General features: G+C 69.4%; 15 protein-coding genes. 1 reads left to right on the plus strand and 14 read right to left on the minus strand.

From position 1 onward, the window contains the following. Nucleotides 1-72 precede the first annotated feature (72 nt). Nucleotides 73-213, plus strand: a complete 141-nt coding sequence (locus tag ACFW3F_RS16130; protein WP_388059039.1) for a hypothetical protein — start codon at nucleotides 73-75, stop codon at nucleotides 211-213. 16 nt (nucleotides 214-229) lie between these two features. Here ACFW3F_RS16130 and ACFW3F_RS16135 read toward each other — a convergent pair whose 3' ends face one another. From ACFW3F_RS16135 to narI, 14 genes are all read right to left on the minus strand, one after another. Then, nucleotides 230-1723, minus strand: coding sequence for a sugar transferase (locus tag ACFW3F_RS16135; RefSeq protein WP_388059041.1), 1494 nt, complete (start codon nucleotides 1721-1723; stop codon nucleotides 230-232). Nucleotides 1724-1855: 132 nt separating this feature from the next. Continuing rightward, nucleotides 1856-2524 (minus strand): GAF domain-containing protein, encoded by a 669-nt coding sequence (locus tag ACFW3F_RS16140; RefSeq protein WP_388059043.1) that lies wholly within the window; start codon nucleotides 2522-2524, stop codon nucleotides 1856-1858. 43 nt (nucleotides 2525-2567) lie between these two features. Continuing rightward, entirely contained in the window at nucleotides 2568-3788 is a 1221-nt protein-coding gene (locus ACFW3F_RS16145; RefSeq protein ID WP_388059045.1) for a lipase family protein, read from the minus strand. Next, the gene (locus tag ACFW3F_RS16150; RefSeq protein WP_388059047.1) at nucleotides 3785-5056 is read right to left on the minus strand and encodes a hypothetical protein; all 1272 of its coding nucleotides are present in this window, start codon (nucleotides 5054-5056) and stop codon (nucleotides 3785-3787) included. Before ACFW3F_RS16150 ends, ACFW3F_RS16145 begins: the two co-directional genes overlap by 4 nt. Continuing rightward, complete coding sequence (locus ACFW3F_RS16155; protein WP_388059049.1) at nucleotides 5043-6149, minus strand: glycosyltransferase; 1107 nt, start codon at nucleotides 6147-6149, stop codon at nucleotides 5043-5045. Before ACFW3F_RS16155 ends, ACFW3F_RS16150 begins: the two co-directional genes overlap by 14 nt. After that, nucleotides 6139-7584, minus strand: coding sequence for a hypothetical protein (locus ACFW3F_RS16160; protein ID WP_388059051.1), 1446 nt, complete (start codon nucleotides 7582-7584; stop codon nucleotides 6139-6141). Before ACFW3F_RS16160 ends, ACFW3F_RS16155 begins: the two co-directional genes overlap by 11 nt. A 144-nt stretch (nucleotides 7585-7728) precedes the next feature. Then, the gene (locus ACFW3F_RS16165; protein ID WP_388059053.1) at nucleotides 7729-8820 is read right to left on the minus strand and encodes a beta-xylosidase; all 1092 of its coding nucleotides are present in this window, start codon (nucleotides 8818-8820) and stop codon (nucleotides 7729-7731) included. A gap of 62 nt (nucleotides 8821-8882) precedes the next feature. Further along, nucleotides 8883-9980, minus strand: coding sequence for a glycosyltransferase family 4 protein (locus tag ACFW3F_RS16170; protein ID WP_388059055.1), 1098 nt, complete (start codon nucleotides 9978-9980; stop codon nucleotides 8883-8885). Continuing rightward, nucleotides 9977-11602, minus strand: a complete 1626-nt coding sequence (locus ACFW3F_RS16175; protein WP_388059057.1) for an oligosaccharide flippase family protein — start codon at nucleotides 11600-11602, stop codon at nucleotides 9977-9979. The genes ACFW3F_RS16170 and ACFW3F_RS16175 overlap by 4 nt, the downstream gene beginning before the upstream one ends. Beyond that, nucleotides 11599-12549 (minus strand): glycosyltransferase family 4 protein, encoded by a 951-nt coding sequence (locus ACFW3F_RS16180; protein WP_388059083.1) that lies wholly within the window; start codon nucleotides 12547-12549, stop codon nucleotides 11599-11601. Before ACFW3F_RS16180 ends, ACFW3F_RS16175 begins: the two co-directional genes overlap by 4 nt. 32 nt (nucleotides 12550-12581) lie before the next feature. Further along, nucleotides 12582-13982 carry an O-antigen ligase family protein gene (locus ACFW3F_RS16185; protein ID WP_388059059.1) on the minus strand — a complete coding sequence of 467 codons (1401 nt, stop codon included), beginning with the start codon at nucleotides 13980-13982 and terminating at the stop codon, nucleotides 12582-12584. Nucleotides 13983-14120: 138 nt separating this feature from the next. Then, complete coding sequence (locus ACFW3F_RS16190) at nucleotides 14121-14747, minus strand: DUF4262 domain-containing protein (RefSeq protein ID WP_388059061.1); 627 nt, start codon at nucleotides 14745-14747, stop codon at nucleotides 14121-14123. A gap of 84 nt (nucleotides 14748-14831) precedes the next feature. Beyond that, nucleotides 14832-16040 carry a nitrate/nitrite transporter gene (locus ACFW3F_RS16195; protein ID WP_388059063.1) on the minus strand — a complete coding sequence of 403 codons (1209 nt, stop codon included), beginning with the start codon at nucleotides 16038-16040 and terminating at the stop codon, nucleotides 14832-14834. After that, nucleotides 16037-16786 (minus strand): respiratory nitrate reductase subunit gamma, encoded by a 750-nt coding sequence (gene narI / locus ACFW3F_RS16200; protein ID WP_388059065.1) that lies wholly within the window; start codon nucleotides 16784-16786, stop codon nucleotides 16037-16039. Before narI ends, ACFW3F_RS16195 begins: the two co-directional genes overlap by 4 nt. Nucleotides 16787-16793: the final 7 nt, after the last annotated feature.

Consider the following 16793-nt stretch of genomic DNA (forward strand, 5'->3'; position numbering starts at 1 on the left):
AGGAATGCACCCACACGTCGTCGGTGGTGCAATGCTCACTGCCGCAATGCGTTCGAGCGCAAGGAGGTCACCATGACCGCAACACTTCTGGCGATCGTGAGTGGCATCGTCCTGCTTGCCCTCGTCGTCCGCACCGTGATCGTCGCCGTCCGCGACGACCGTGGACGGATACCGCACCGCGCGGCGTATGACACCCGGCGTCCCACGCTCTGATGACCCGGGCTCCGGCTCACTCCGCCCGCTTCAGCACCGCCAGCACGGTCAGCAGCAGGATCTTGACGTCGAGCCAGAGCGACCAGTTCTCGATGTAGTAGTTGTCCCACTCGGCGCGGTCGGCAATCGAGGTCTGACCGCGAAGGCCGTGCACCTGCGCCCATCCGGTGACCCCGGCCTTCACCCGATGGCGTTCGCCGTACCGTCGGATCTGCACCTCGAACAGCGAGACGTACTCGGGACGCTCGGGCCGTGGACCCACCAGACTCATGTCCCCGCGGATCACATTGAGCAACTGGGGTAGTTCGTCCATCGACGTGGACCGCATGATCTTGCCGATCTTGGTGCGCCGATCGACGCCCTCGACACCACCTGGGGCGCTGCCCGCGGTGGGTCTGAACTTCTCTGCGTCGGGGTCCTCGGGTCGCATCGACCGGAACTTCAGGCAGTCGAACACCCGCGCGTTGCGACCCACCCGGGGCTGCGCGAAGAAGATCGGCCCGGGCGAGCTCAACCGGACCAACAGCATCAGCGTGAGGAACAGCGGTGAGATCGCGGCCAGGATCAGGGCCCCGGCCACCCGGTCCCCGATGTGTTTGGTGCGGAACTGCCACCCGCGCGGGTTGGTGTGTGGGACCGACATCAGCGGGAGGCCGCCGATGTGGTCCACGCGGCTGCGGCGTCCGACGACGTCGAACATCCGCGGCACGATCCACACCTTGACACCGTGCCGATGGGCGATCCGGACGGCGGCGGTGAGTCTTTCGACATTGGTGACCGCGAAGGCCACCACCAGGACCTCCGCCTTCGTGGCCCGGATCGCCTCGTCGAGTTCGTCCACGCCACCGAGTTGCGCGACCTCGTTGGTCGGACCCTCGTCCCGATCGGCGCGGGGTGGCGCGCCCGCGGCCAGGATGCCCACCGGACGCAGACCGTGTTCCGGAGCGGACACCATGCGGCCCACCACCTGGGCGGTGACCGGTCCGTCGCCGATGATCAGGGTGGGGGACAACAGGTGACCGTTCTTGCGCAGGTTCCGCTGGATGATGTCGCGGATCAGGCGGCCGAACGGAACCCAGAACAGCGCCGACACCCACACCTTGGTCACAGCGGCGCCGGGCCGGTCGTCGACCCAGGTCAGCAGTAGTACGCACAGCAGGATCATCGCGGCGATGGTGCACCCGGTCATCACCCTGCCGACCTCGTCGAGGAACCGGCGGTTCAGGCCCCGGCGATAGACCCCTCGTACCGCGAAGATGGCGATGAGGATCGGAACGTAGGCAACCAGTGTCCACAAGGGTGGATGCGCTCCGTCGCCATCGGTCACCCACCAGATCCCAAGGGCCACGGCGATCGACGCAGACAGCGCGTCGATCGAGACGGTCACCGCCGTGCTCAGTGGATCATCACGGATCAGCTCGTGAAAAGTGCGTCTCGTTCCGGCGGCCGCGGGCCCTGGGGCACGCGGCGTCGTCTGCGGGATCTCGGCCTGCGATACACGGGTCGACAAGTCCACTCCATCCGAAAAAGAACAGCCCCCGTGACGACGATTGTAGGTGCACCCGCCCGTCTGGTGTGCGCCTACCGGGCACGTGTTGGGCACCGAAAGCTCACTGCCAGGTCACGGCGGTTTACACAGCGCTCATCTACCGAAAATGAGTTCCTGGACCAGGATCGAGAGATCGGACATGAGCTGTACCTCCGCGGACGACCAGTGGTGCGGCTCGGAATCCCAGGCGCAGAACGTGCCGATCACCTGTCCGTTCTCGTCGGCGAGGGGAATGCCGAGGTAGGCGGTGACCTCACCGCTGACGGCGGTCGGATGATCGGCGAGGAGGGCGTGGTCGGCGATGTCGTCGATGATCAGCGGCGAACCGCTGACCACCGGGAGAACGCAGAGTGAGTTGACGAGGGTCCGGGTGCTGGGACCGTCGGGGCTCCCGGTGCGGAAGGCGATCGCCGCGGTCGCCTGCTCCTCCGGGGTGATGAGGTTGACGGCCACATGCGGAACGCCCACGGCGTCGATCGTGAGCCGGATGGTCTCGTCGAGGTTGTGGGTCGGCGGGTCGTCGAGCAGGCCGCTGTCCTTCAGCGCACGCATACGCTCCGGGTCGGAGAGAATCGCGTGGAGGGACTTCGCCATCTCGGGATTGCGTCCGCGCACCGCCTCGAGCACGGCGAGCAGGCCGGCCTCGGGCGAGGAGTCGAAGAGCGCGGCCAACTGGCCGGCGTCGGTGACCGTCCCGAAATCGGGAGTGGGGTCGTCGACAGGGTTCACCGTGTTCTCACCGTCCTCGGTGTTCGGACTCATCCTCACTCCTCTCGCTGCCCGGTCGGCCCGGAACGCACCCTGCTCACGGGCAGTTGTTCGGCGCGCGTCGTCCTGATTGCACTGCCATGACCCAGTCGGTCGCCGCGGAGCCGATGTCGAGTATGCCGTGCGGCTGATCTCGGACCCTGATCGCAGTGATTACATCACCCAGGCGGCATCCCCGGTCAATGGCCGCCGTGGTCCAGGGTGCCGGTATGACGTCGTCGGAGTCGCTGTAGGCGACGAGCATGGGCGCCGACGCCCGCCCCTGGGGCAGACTCACCTCGCGCAGCCACGTCCGGAGTCGGTCGGTGGCCGCGTCGTCGACGGGCCGGTAGTCCTCGGGCCGGGTCCGCTCGACAACGGCCTGCTTCTGCACGATCGCGGCGTCGTTGCACTCGAGGAACACCCCGAAGGCCGCACGTAGCGGGCCGCGCACATAGTCGTCGAGGACCAGTTCGGGATGGATCGTCTTCAGCCCCGTCAGCACGAGCGGGAGAAACGCGACCTGGTCGGGCGACAGGGTGCCGGCGGCCATCGCGTCGGCCAGCGGCGCGACGTCGAGCGCGGGACTCATGCTCACCGTCCCGCGCAGACGCAGACCTCGACCGTAGGTGGCCGCGATCTCGTTGGCGTGGAACATCGCATGGCCGCCCTGCGAGACCCCGAAGCCCCACCACTGGTCGCTGGTGCCGTCGACGACCGTCCGGGTCGCCCGGACCGAATCGATGATGTTGTTCGCGGCCGGCGCCGGGTCGAGGTAGCGGTGGGGCCCGGGCGTGCCGAGTCCCTGATAGTCGGTCTGCACGACGACGAAACCCTGCTCGAGCAGGGACGCGATGAGCCCGACGGTGCCCAGCAGGTTGCCGTAGAGCGAGGGGGCGCAATTGCCGGCGGTGCCGGTCGTCGGGTGCCCGACCGCCAGGATCTGCCGGCCGCCCGCGGGTGCGCGGCCGGGTGGCACGAACGCCGCGGCGGAGACCGGAATCAGCCGGCCATCGACCGGATCTGTGGACAGGTAGCGAAACCGCACGGTGCGATCGGCGATTCGCCGCAGTGCGATGTAGGCGTCGGTCTCCATGGGCGAGCCCACGAGATCGCCGGCCGATGCCCCGGCCGGTGCCGTGAGGTCCAAAGAGGTTCGCTCGGCCGACTGGGGGCTCGCGGACGACGAACACGCGGCAGCGAGCAGGGCGGTGACGACGAGAAGTGCCACGAGCACGGGCGCAGGCCGGCGCCCGATGTGCCGCGACGTCGCCTTCATGACCGGGTGAGCAGGTGATCCAGCAGCGAGACCGGATCCTCACAGAGGTGATCGAGCGCCGCTTCGATCACCGGACGTCCGACGAAGTCGCTGCAGAACGTGGCGGTGAAGCTGCGCGAGCCGTCGATCTCGCTCACGAGCATGCTGGCCGCGTCCGGGCCGTCGGGCTCGACATAGGCGAAGAGGTGATGTGATGCCGCCGCGGGTTCCCAGGGCAGATCGCCGAAGATCCCGATCCGCCCCAGATCGCTGACCGAGAGTCGCAACCGGTCGGGAACCTCGACGCGGCGCGGGGCTGTCTCCTCGACCGGCGTCGAGGGACGCAGACGCATCCGGAGTTCGCCGGATGCCAGGATGGCGGCGGGCCAACCCGACTCGGCGACCGCGCGGATGCGGTCACCGATCTCCATCGGCGTCGCGCCGGTCGGAAAGCGCAGCGGGATGCCCACGGCGAAGTTCCCATGGTCCTCGGCGTGTTCGGCGTCGAGATAGCGGCGACAGTCGAACAGGATCTGGGTGCGGTCGTCGAGGGCGACTCCCTGCGCGGACAGGGCCGCGCGCCACAGAGCGACGGTCACCGCCGCCGACGACATCCGGATACCCGTCTCGGCGATCGCGCGCTTGAGTTCGGCGGTCTGGCCCGCGCGCATCGCACCGGTGACGGCACAGCGGGTGGCGCGCCAGTCGGTGATGGTGCGCAGGGGTGCGTCGACGGGCGTCGCACTGTTGGCGGCGCGCAGACGCGCGATGTCACGGATTCGCCGCGGATGTCGGAGCACATGCCGGCGCAGTGCCTGCCAGGCCGCGTCGGACGGCAGCGACCGTTCGAACCGTTCGGTCATCGGGAACTCGTGGCGGCTGGCCACACCGGCGATCTGCTCGATCCCGAGGCGGCCGTCACCCATGCCGTGGGTGTGGTCGATGACCAGCCACTGTCCGCACACCAGCACCTCGAGCCGAGGCAGCGGTTCGGGCCGGCTGCGCAGGCGCGTCATGATGTCGCCGACCGGCAGTTCACCCAGGTCGGGACGTTCGTGGACCTGCGGAGAGGTCTCGACGTCGTGCACCCAGGCGGCCGACGCCGGGTCGGGGACGAGGCTGAGTCTCGACCTCGGCGTCCACGCCTGGGTCAGACGAGCGCGGATGAGGTCGAGATCGAGTGGCGACATCGGGCCTGTCACCGAGATCGTGCGCGACGTCGCCAGTGCGCGGTCGAGGACGGAGGCGCGCTGGAGTCCGGCTCCCGCGGAGTTCCTAGAGCGCGGCATCGACGACCTCCCGCATCTCGTCGCGGAACCGTTCGCGCCGGAATCGCTCGGCCCAGGCGCGGATGGCGGATCGGTCGTAGTCCTCGACGGCGAACTCGCGCAACGACGTCGCCAGTCGTTCGACGATCTCCTCATCGGTTCCCGGTTCGATGAGCAGCCCGGTCGAGCCGGGCACGACGGTGTCGAGCGCGCCGCCTTCCCCGAGCGCGATGACGGGTGTGCCGGTGGCCATCGCCTCGACGGGCACGATGCCGAAATCTTCGATCCCGGGCATCAGAACCGCGCGAGCGCTGCGGTGCAGGTTCAGCAGGGTGTCGTGGGGGACGCGGCCGAGGAACGTCGTTTTCGGCCCGGCGAGTTCTCGGCACTGCTGCATGGCCCGCCCGTCCCCGGCCACCACGAGCCGGACGTCGGCGCGGGCGGCGGCCGCGATCGCGAGGTCGGGTCGCTTGTATGGGACGAGCCGGCCCGCGAGGAGGTAGAAGTCCTCGCGGGGCACGGCGGGATCGGGGGTGAACCCGTCGAGGTCGACCGGCGGGTGCACGACGACCGAGTCGCGGCCCCAGTGCTCGCGGATGCGCTCGGCGACCGCTGAGGAGTTCGCGACGACCGTGTGCAGGCGGGGCGCCGCGCCGACCTCGCAGCGCCGGGCCACCACGGACAGCGCCGAGAGAATCGCGGCGCCGGCGGCCCCGCCACCCTCGCCGGCCCGCAGCGACGGGTCCCACGCCCAGCGGGCCGGGCTGTGCACGTAGGCGATGACCGGGGCCTGAGTCGCGTGTACCACCTGCGTGGCGAAGGCGTGATGACTGGTGACCACGGCGGAGACGTCTCGCAAGGGCATCCGCCGAAACGCCAGCGGCATCAGCGGGAGCAGCGGCGCGTAGGTGCGTTCGCCGAGCAGGCGGTAGGCGCGATTCAGCGACGAGGTGATCGGTGGGGAGTCCAACCCGGCCGGGATACCTGCCTCCCGGGCGATCGGCGCGTGCACCTCGACATGCGGCCACGTCGCGGCGAGTTGTTCGACGACGTGCTCGGATCCGGCTATCTCCGTGAGTCGTTCGTGGACGACGGCGATGCGGTCACCGGGCATTGCTGCCCACATCTCCCGGAGCGGTGCGCAACCGATCGGAGTCGGGTCGCGGGGTGGGGCCGGGTGTCGGGGCGGGGTCGGGTGTCGGGGTGGAACCCGTGTCGTCGTGCGACGGCGAAGGTGTCATGGGTGGCGCGGCCTCGGTTCTGGGTGCGGCGGTTCTGGGTGCGGCGGTGTCCCCGGCACTCTCGCCCCCGGAACTGTGGTCAGGGGCCGATTCGGCGGGGGTGGACAAGGCAGGCGCGGAAGGCTGCTTCCCCGTGCGCTGCACGATCAGATGGCGAGTCGACCCGATGGTCGCGAGCTGGGACAATGCCCGATCGGCGACCTTGCGGTCACGCCCGGAGGACGACACGACGACAACCGCGAGCGCGAGGTCCCCGGGATCGACGCGCTGCCACCAGGCGTCGGCGAGGGGACGCTGGGTGACGCGGAGACGGTGTCCGGTCGCCGCGTCGTCGCCAGGTGGGACGAGGTCGCCGATCAGGCGACCGGCGTCGACGTGCTCGCCGGTGAGGACCAGTGCGACCTCGGCCCGCCGATGGCGTTGTGCGAACGCGGGTAGCAGGGTCGAGGGCAGCGCCGGTTCGCCACGCCGCCCGTAGGTGAGCTGGGCGCCGTGGCGATGCGCCGCGCGGCGGGCCCAGATCGGGTTCGGCCTGCGGCCGACTCGCCCACGGAACAGCACGAGCAGTTCGGCCGCGATGATCGTCGCGGCGATGGCGGCGACCGCACCCTCCTGCGCGGGCTTCGGGGTGACGGGTACCTCGCTCGCCGACGGTGCCGCGAGGATCGTGAGCGTGTCCGAGGACGAGTTCTGCAGGCGTGTCAGCTGAGAGTCGAGATCGGCGAGGGTCGCGTCGGATTCGACCTTCGCATCACTGCGGTCGGGCAGCGCGCGGTTACGGACGCGCTCGGCGGTCACCTGCGCACGCAGCTGGTCGATCTGCCGGGTGATGTCGCGGGCATGGGTGGAGAGGGAGGCGGCGGAGATGGCCGTGACCATTGCACGGGCGACGTCCTCGGCCTGTTCGCTCGTGGGCGCCGTGGCGGTGAAGTCCATCAGTGTGGGCGCGGTTCCCGGAGCCGTGGTGACGTGCGAACTCAGCTCGCCCGTGGTCCACCCGGTGTCGACCTGGGTCAGGACCTGCTGCAGGACGTTCTCGTCGGTGGACAACGCCACGAACGGGGCACGCAGCTGTTCGACGAAAGCGTCGCCGGGGATGATCGTGCCGGCGGGCGTGATCTCGGCGACGACGGTGGCCGAGTACTCCTTGGGCACCAGCGCGGTCCGCAGCGCGAACACTGACGCGCCGACGAGGATACCGATGAGGATCGCCGGGACTGCGACGCGCACGAGATCGCGGAAGTGCCCGAACAGGTCGATGGAGGGCGGCGCATCGCGTCGCCCGGTGGCATCGAAGCTGGAGGTCACACGTAACTCCTGTGGTGTCGGATGCCCCCCGACCATCCCCGGACATTGCAGTGCTCGATCAGCTGTCAGTTCACCATAGCCAACGATGTGGGCGACGGTGGTCGACGCAGATGGGCGTGGCGTGTGCGAGAACGGCTTCGGCCGTCACCGCGACGCCAGCATCGAGTACGCCTGCTTGGGAGACCAGTCGCGGCGTACCAGGCCGAAGTTGTGTTCGAGATTGTTCGGGTCGGTGCCCGCGTCGCGCAGCGAGTACACGAACAGCGGCCCGAGCCAGGGCGCGTCGGTCTGGGCGCCGATGGCGACCGCGATGCTCTGCGCCTGTACCTCTTCGGACACCGCGTTCGCGCCGGTGCCGGTCGGCGCGCCGAACTCGGTCATCCAGATCTTCTTGCCGCCGTCACCCCCGGCGACCATCACGTCGCGCATGTCCCACATCCGGGCAGCGGTGCTCCACGATGCCGCCGCAGGATCGTTGGGCAGGGCAGGGTAGGTGTACGGGTGCACGCCCAGCGCGTCGAGTGACCGGTTGAACCCGCCCTGATAGAGGTTGCGCACGAAGGTCAAGGGCGCGATGTCGCGGCCGTTGTCGGTGCCGGGCGCGAGTCCGCCGGAGATCACCGCCGCGCCCGGGACGGCGCTCTTGATGGCCGCATACGACGCAGCGAGCAGGCGGCCGTACTCGGCCGAGTTCGTGCGCGGCAGCCAGTAGCTCGCCAGGTTCGGCTCGTTCCAGATCTCCCAGACCGCTATCGAGTCGGCATACCGTTGCGCGGCCGCAGCCGCGAAGGACGCGAAGACGTCGGGGTCGGCGGGCCGGTAGTGACTGTTGCGCGGGAAGTCCGAGGCACGCGCGGCCCACAACGGGGTGTAGGTCACCAGACCCAGCGGGCACATGCCGTGGGCGACGATCGCATTGACCACGCGATCGATGGGGGCCCAGTTTCGTTGTCCGCGCCGCGGTTCGACGACCGACCAGTCGACGTCGAGACGCACCGCCCACATGCCCAGGTCCTGGGCGACCGACAGCTCTCGGTTCAGGTCCGCGTCGGACGCACCGAGCAACGAGGCGCCCGGTGACGCCGCGATCTTGCGATCGCCGCCCGCGAGTGAGCACGCGGCCGGTGCCGAGTGGGCGTCGCTGCGGACCCACACGATCGCGGCGAGGGTTGCGACGAGGATGCACACGTACGCGAGTGCCGACCGAGTGGCCCGACCGTGCAGGGACGGTGTCATGGATGGTGCCTATCTGACGAGACGCGCAACGCGCGCGGCAGGTGCCGGCCGCGGACTTCTCCTCAGCCGGACAACAACTCGTCGAGCATACGCGGTAGGGTCGCCGACTTGTCGTGTCCGTCCGCGATACGACGACGTGCCCGGCCGGTCAACGAACGGCGGAGGTCGACGTCGGCAAGGACGCGGCCGATCGCCGACGCCAGTGCGGCGGGATCCGACGGGGGGACGAGCACGCCGGCGCCGCCTCGCAGGAACTCGGTCGTGCCGCCGTGATCGGTGCCGATAACGGGCTTTCCGTAGGCCATGGCCTCCAGGACCGACAGCGGCCCGGCTTCGGGTGTCACGCTCGCCGAGATCACGACATCCCACCGCTCGAGTGCGGCCCGGAGGTCGGTGTGACCGAGGAATCGGACGCGTCCGGCTAGGTCGGGTTGGGCGGCCCGATCCCGGAGCGCGGCAACATGATCGGCGTCCCCGGGGAATGATCCGCCGGCGAACTCGACGTGGACGTCCGGGAGTTCGGCGACGGCGTCGAGTGTGACGGCATGCCCCTTCCACGGCGTGAGCAGTGCCAGCATTCCGACGACCGGTGGATCGTGCAGGTCGGTGGGGAGCGCCGGGACCGGCCAGGTGACCCCGTTGTGCGCCACCACGACCGGCAGGCCGAGTTCGACGAGGGGAACCGCCGTGGCCTCCGACACCGACACCGCGCGCCGGACCACGGGCGCGCTGACGCGGACGACCGCGCGTTGCCTGCCCGACGACAGGGTGTCGTGGACGAGCCAGGAGATCCGGTTCGCGGGTCGTGCGATGCGGGCAGCGGGGAGCGCGAACAACGAATTGACGATCGTCGAGGTGCCGGGCGACCGTGACACCCGTCGCAAGATGCGTCCGGCCCGTGTCCAGTCGCGCACGAGCCGACCGGCACCCACGAGACGCGCCAGGCCGCGTTCGCCACTGAGTCCGAGTGGGGGGATGGCCACATGGTCCACACCGGTCGGGAGCCGGCCGGGCAGCGGACCGTCGGGACAGACGACCCGCACCGGGTGCCCCCGGTCGACCGCGACGTCGATCAGATCGAGCATCACTTTCTCCGCCCCGGAGACCTGGCCTGTGTGCGCGACGAAGACGATCGTGCGCTCGGGTGCGGAACCGGTCATCGGACCACCTTCGTGTGTCGGCCGGGAGGCGTGGCCACCGCCCGGATCAGCAGGACTGCGGGGCCCGCGACGATCAGTGCGGCGATGGCCGAGACGGCCGGCCAGGGCACCGAGTCCGCGGCCCAGACGCCGATCGCGCACGTTGCCGCGGTCAGCAGGATCAGCGTGGTGAGCGTGCCGAGCGGGAGCAGGCCGGTGACCGGAAGCGTCCGCCCGACCACCACCCACAGCGCGACCGCGGCGACGGCGAACGTGATGACGGTGGAGACCGCCGCTCCGTCGTAGGAGTACCGGGGGATGAGGATCACGTTGAGCACGACGTTGAGCACCAGGCCGCCGATCGCGATCCACGGGTAGCGGTTCGCATGACCGGTCGACGCGAGCAGGAAGATGCCGAGCACGATGAAGGCGGTGATGGCCGCGCCCAGGACGAGGAATCGGGCGGCATCGGCGCCGACGACGAACCGGTCTCCGTAGAGCAACCCGATGATGGGTCCGGCGCTCGGCCAGAAGGCGGCCACGGCAACGGCACCGCTCGCGGCGAAGACGGCCGCCGCGCTCCGGCACCGCTGACGCAGCACCGTCGGCTGGCTCGGCCAGGCGGCGACCAGCAGGGTGCTGATGGGGCCGATCGCAGCGAGGATGAGGGTGTCCATGATGTCGGAGAACTTGTACCCGATGCTGTAGATGCCGACCGCGTCGAGCGAGTCGAGCAGGCTCAGCAGCAGGACGTCGACCTTCTGCAGTGCGATGGTGAGTGCCAGTCCGAGAGCCAGCGGGAGGGCGTCGGAGAGCATGGGTTTCCAGCGAGACCACTCGATGATCCGGGACGGCCGTAACCCCGACGACCGGCGAGCGATGCCGACGACCTTGATGATCAGCGCCAGGATCTCGTTCGCGACCGGGGCGAGCACGAACACCAGCAGTGCCGGCGCGACGAGGACCGCGGCGATGGTCAGAGCCAGCTGCAGGACTTGCCCCAGGCTCTCGGCGATCGCGGTGAGCAGCAGGCGGTGCCGGCTCTGGAAGATGACCGTGAGTGCCTGTGCGGGCGTGGCGAACACGACCACGAGACCTGCGATGGCGGTCGCGCGGATGACATCACCGGGGTACTGCAGCACGATCACGTAGGCGACGGCGATCAGGTAACCGAGGACACCGAGCACCACCCGCAGCGCGATGAACGCCGACGACGTCTTCGCCACGTCCTCGGGGTCGTCGGCGATGAGCCGGGCCATCACCGCCCGGCCCACCCCGAGGTCGGTGAAGATCGCGGTGAGACCGAGGAGCGCGAACACGAAGGAGTAGGTGCCCCAGTCCTCCGGGGACAGGGTGCGGGCGATGAGTACGCTCCCCGCCCAGCCGAGGGCGGCGATCACCAGACGACTCACCAGCATCGCGATCGTGGCACGGGTGGCGGCCCGCGCATCCGAGGCGGGGTGTCCGTCCGGTTCGTCGGCCGGGCCAATCGTCGGCCCGCTCGCTGCGCTCCCGGCGCCGGTTGCAGTCTGCGGCCCGCTCGCTGCGCTCCCGGCGCCGGTGATCCGGTCCGCCAACTCGGCCTCGGCCTGCTGTTCGACGAGAACATCGGACGGCAGCGGGCCGGTGACGTCAGGGCTCACGGCGATCCCGGAGCGGGTGAGTCGATGCCTGCCGCGCGGTAGGCCTCGACCGTGCGGCGGGCGGTGGTGTCCCAGCTCAGGGCCGACGCGACGGCGGTGCCGGCGGCGACGAGTTCAGTGCGCGCCGCATCGTCGCGCAGGAGGGGTTCGAGGGCGGCGACCCAGTCGTCCTCGTCGTGTCCCACAACCAGCGCTGCGCCGTTCCCGACGACCTGGGGAAGCGCGCCCACTGCGCTGGCGACGACGGCACCGCCGCAGGCCATCGCCTCGACGGGGGGTAGGCCGTAACCCTCGTAGAAGGAGGCATAGGCGGTCACGGTCGCCGCCGCGTACAGCGACGGCAGGTCCTCGACGTCGACGTAGCCGAGCCCCACCGCCGACGATGGGGCGTCGGGCCCCGTCGAACCGGCGCCACCGAGCACACACGGAACGTCGAGACGCCGTGCGACCGCCGCGACCAGTTCGACGTTCTTGCGGGGTTCGACAGTGCCGATCTGCATCACGAATCGGTCGGGTAGGTCGTACTTCGCCCGGACCCGTGCGACGTCGGCGTCCGACGGGGGTCGGGCCCAGTCGGCCGGCGCGAGTTCGGTGACGTACGCGTCCCGCCCGCACGTCTGGCGAATCCGTTCGGCGGTGAACTCGGAGACGGCGATCAGCACGTCCGCGCGACGGAGCGTCGTACGGACGAGTACGGACTCGCCGGCCGCGCGGAACCTACTCGACGCGGACGGCATGTCGAGCACCGAGAGGTCGTGGACGGTCGCGACCGTCGTCGTCGGTCCGGCGATCGGCAGGTCGACGTCGAGGCCGTGGAACACCCCGCGCGTTCGGGTCGGCAGTACGCCGAGCACCGCGCGCCGGACACCGTCGGCGACGGGACGCTCCACCGGCGCGATCGCCGGCGGCAGCTCACCGACCGCGTCGGACTGGACGACCGCGGACAGGGAGGTGCCGTCCAGGTGGTTCGGCAGTGCCCTCAGGAGTTCGCGGATGTAGGTCTGGACTCCGCTGCCTCCGGGACGAAGTGCAAGCGCACCGTACGTGATTCGTGTTGTGCCGTCGCGCATCCAGCAGCTCCCAACAGTAACCAGAAGTAGAAGTCGAGCGGGAAGATCTCGAAGTAGGTGGCGACCAGACACGCCACCATCGCCGCGACCATCGATGCACTGACACCCAGGACAAGGGCTCCGTCCGGGTCGGGCATCCGGCGCGAGTACTGCACGCACCAGATCACCGCGGTCACGATCAGCGCCAGGAACAACCACAATCCGATCGGCCCGAGTTCGATCAGCAGCTTCACGTAGTAGTTGTCCGGTTGGTAGTTCTTCGACAATTGCTGCACGGTACCGCCGGCGCCCGCGGTGATGGTCCGTGTCGTGTCGCCCTGGGCCGCCGACAGCGCGTCGGCCGCCGATCCGCTCGATGCGAGTCCGGTCCCCAGCGGGTGCACCCAGATACTCGCGAAGATCTCGCCCCACCCGGAGCCGCGCTGACTCAGGCTGCTGGAGGAGAAGAACACCTTGGTGATGCTCGACGGCAGGAACGGCAGCGACACGACGGCGACGACGCCGAGGGCGAGGAGCGGGGCGACGAGCTGGCGGAAGCGCAGCGCGGCAAGCCAGATCACGCCGACGACAAGGCCGAGGATCGCCGCCCGCACCACCGAGGTGGCCATCGTGATCGCCATGATCGGCCAGCACGCCAGGAAGATCTGGTTGCGTCGGCGCCCGGTGTCGGACAGGGCGACCGCCCCGCCGACGAGGAGGGCGAGCATGACGAAGAGTCCGAAACCGAAGGGCTGATTGAACGTGCTGAAGGTGCGGAACAGCGGACCGCTCGTCCGGACCTGCTCGCCGAAGGTGTAACCGAGTTCGACGAGGCGCGCAGGACCCAGGATCTGCTGCCCGATGCCCACGACCGTGGTGAGGACCCCGAGCGCCATGATGATCGAGACGAGGCGGTCGCGGTCGAGCGCGTCGAACGGCGTCAGCCAGAGGGCGAGTATCACGAAGAGGTAGAAGAAGGTGACCTTGACGCCGTACAACCCGATGGGCCCGTAGACGTAGAGGGCCGACACCACGCCGAACGCGACCCACACGGCCGCGGCAGGCCACCACGGCATCTGCAGCGGGGGGCCTGTCCTCTCGGTGGGCCGTAGGCGGCGGTTGGCCGCGCAGATCAGGGTGAGCGCGAGAACACCCTCTTTCCATGCCGAGGCGATGCCGGGCACCGGAGCGATGTCGAGTAGACCGTCGAGGGGGGTGAGTGCGGCCAGCACCAGCAGCCCGCGCTGCGGCCGCCGGTAGATGACGGCGACAAAGGCGACCGCGAGTACAAGGGCGACGAGGGCAGCGACAACGACGGGGAGGTGCGCCACGCCGACCTGCCTTTCCTCGTGCCCCCGTGGTCCGTTCGAGCCCCCAGACCACCCATGGTGGCACTTCGGGCGACCGTTGTCCGGGACAACACGGACACGTGTCGTCCCGGACGTCGCCGGAAACCCCCCGGCCGCAGGTCAGTGGCCCGAGATGCGACGGCCCTTCCGTGGGCGGGTTCGGTCGGGCCCGTCTTCGGTGGTGAGAAGGCGTGGCTCCCCGAACGGGGCATCGAGGAGCTGCGGCATCCCCTTCACCGGCTGATGCATGGGCAGCAGGGTGTAGCCGTCTTCCCACGGGAGGTGGCCGTGGTCGTCGGGCCAGACCACCTGCAGCTTCGGATGGTCCGGGAACAGCAGGTTGGCCAGAAGTAGTTCATCGTGGTCGAGTTGTTCGATGAGCCGCACGGTCACGGTGACCGTCTGCAGGCCGATGTCGGTCTGCGTGGCGACGAGATCGCGCCAGTCCTCCCGGTGAAGCAGGCTGCCGAGCTCGTTCAGGACGTGGGTCGCGGTGAGGGGATCGACACCGTAGATCGATAGCTCGGGGATCGAATGCAGAGACAGGCCTGCGGTATAGGAGTAGCCGCATTCGGTCTGGGCCCGGTCGGAAGGGGTACGGACGTCTCGCGCGTCGAACTCGGAGTCCGGCTCGCCGACCGAGGTCACCTGCCAGCCGCAGCGCCGGATGGTCTCGATGGTCGAGCGGATGAGCGGATTGGGATGCCACCGGGGCAGACCTCGGATCGCGGCAGCGTGGTCTGACATGGATCGCTCCTTTGTTCGACGGGTGCGATCATCAGAACACGAGGCCCCGACAAGTTCGGTTGCGTCGCCGCGCCGGGGTCGGCGTCAGGTGTCCGCCGTCCGCCGGATGCCGAACACGGTGAACAGGGCCGCGCAGGTGGCGAACACGACGAGCAGCGCGAGTCCGATCGTGTAGCTGTGGGTGGTCGCGTCGTAGGTGGCGCCCATGACCATGGGCGGGAAGAACCCGCCGAGACCGCCGAGGGCGCCCACGATTCCGGTGACCGAGCCGACGCGCTCGGCAGGAGCGGCCTGGGCGACCCAGCTGAAGACCGACCCCGAACCGAGTCCCATGCAGACCGCCATCAGCACGAAGTCGAGTCCCGCGGGTATCTCCAGCGGCGGTTTGGTGATCATCCAGACGGCGAGCACCGCGGCGCCGCCGCAGGAGATCACGGTGATGATGCGGGGGCCGAACCGGTCCGACAGAATCCCGCCGACCGGACGCGCGATGACGGCGGCGATCGCGAACCCGGCGGTCCGGGTGCCTGCGGCCTGCAGGTCGAAGTCGTACACGTCCTTGAGGTAGGTCGGCAGGTAGGTGCTGAACGCCACGAAGCCGCCGAAGGCCGCGGCGTAGAGGAATCCGAGTTGCCAGGTGATCGGGAGTCTCGCGGCGCCGACGAGTTTGGGCACCACCGAATCGTGCGACGGCACCCACCGCGGCGAGTCCCGCATGAAGAGCCAGCAGATGACCGCGACGAGGGCCAGGGCGACGGCGATGATGACGTGGGTGGCGACATAGCCGAACCACGACACGAACCGCGGGGTGAAGAACGCCGACAGGGCGGTCCCGCCCATGCCGGCACCGAAGACGCCGGTGGCGAATCCCCGCCGGGACTTGTCGTACCAGGCGTTCACGAACGGGATGCCCACCGCGAACGTGGTGCCGCCGACGCCGAGGAAGAACCCGGCCACGAGTAGCAGCGCATAGCTCTCGAAGTGTCCCGCGGCCGCGACCAGGAGCACGAACGGGATGGTCCCGACCAGCAGCACGGTGAACATCAGGCGGCCGCCGAAGCGGTCGGTGAGTGCGCCGGTGAGGATTCGGCCCAGCGAGCCGACCAGGATGGGGATCGCGACGAGAACCGACTTCTGTGTTGCCGACAGGTCGAGCTGGTCGGTGTAGACCACGCCCAGCGGGCCGATGAGATTCCACGCCCAGAAGCTGATCGTGAAAGCCAGCGTCGCCAGTGCGAGATTCGTCGTCCGCGCACGGGAGTCGATCGCGGGTGTCGTGGTGTCGGTGCTCATCGATCACGATCCTTCACTCCGACGGGCGCCCATCCCGGCCGATAGGGCTGGTTACCCGGCGCGACGCGACGGTCGCGACTTCGGTACACGATGTAGGGACGGAAGAGGTAGTGCACCGGTGCGGTGAAGATGTGCACCAGCCGGGTGAAGGGCACCATGGCGAACAGCAGCATCCCGATGAGGATGTGCACGTGGAAACGCAAGGGCGCCTCCGACATCGCCGTGACGTCCGGCTGCAGCACGAACAGCGACCGGAACCACGGCGACACGGTCTCCCGGTAGTTCACCCCGGGGGCGTGGGGGTCGAGCGTGCCGATCAAGGTGATGTAGGTCCCCGCCACCAGGGCCGTGACGAGCACGAGGTACATCGCCTTGTCGTTGCGGGTGGTGGCCATGAACACCGGGCCGACGGTGCGGCGGCGGTACACCAGCATCGCGACCCCGATGAGCGTGGCGACGGCCGCGACGATCCCGAAACCGCCCGCACCCCAGTGGTAGAGCGTCTCGGAGACGCCGATGGCCTCGGTCCACGACTCCGGGATGAGCAACCCGATCGCGTGCCCGACGATCACCACCAGGACGCCGTAGTGGAACAGCGGGGAGGCGATGCGCAGGATCCGGGACTCGTAGAGTTCCGAGGACCTGGTGGTCCAGCCGAACTTGTCGTAGCGGTACCGCCACACGGTGCCCCCGATGAGCAGGCCCAGGGTCGCGTACGGCAGTACGCCCCAGAGGAAGATGTCCACACGTCAC

Source organism: Gordonia sp. NPDC058843, from assembly GCF_042743165.1.
Taxonomy (GTDB): domain Bacteria; phylum Actinomycetota; class Actinomycetes; order Mycobacteriales; family Mycobacteriaceae; genus Gordonia.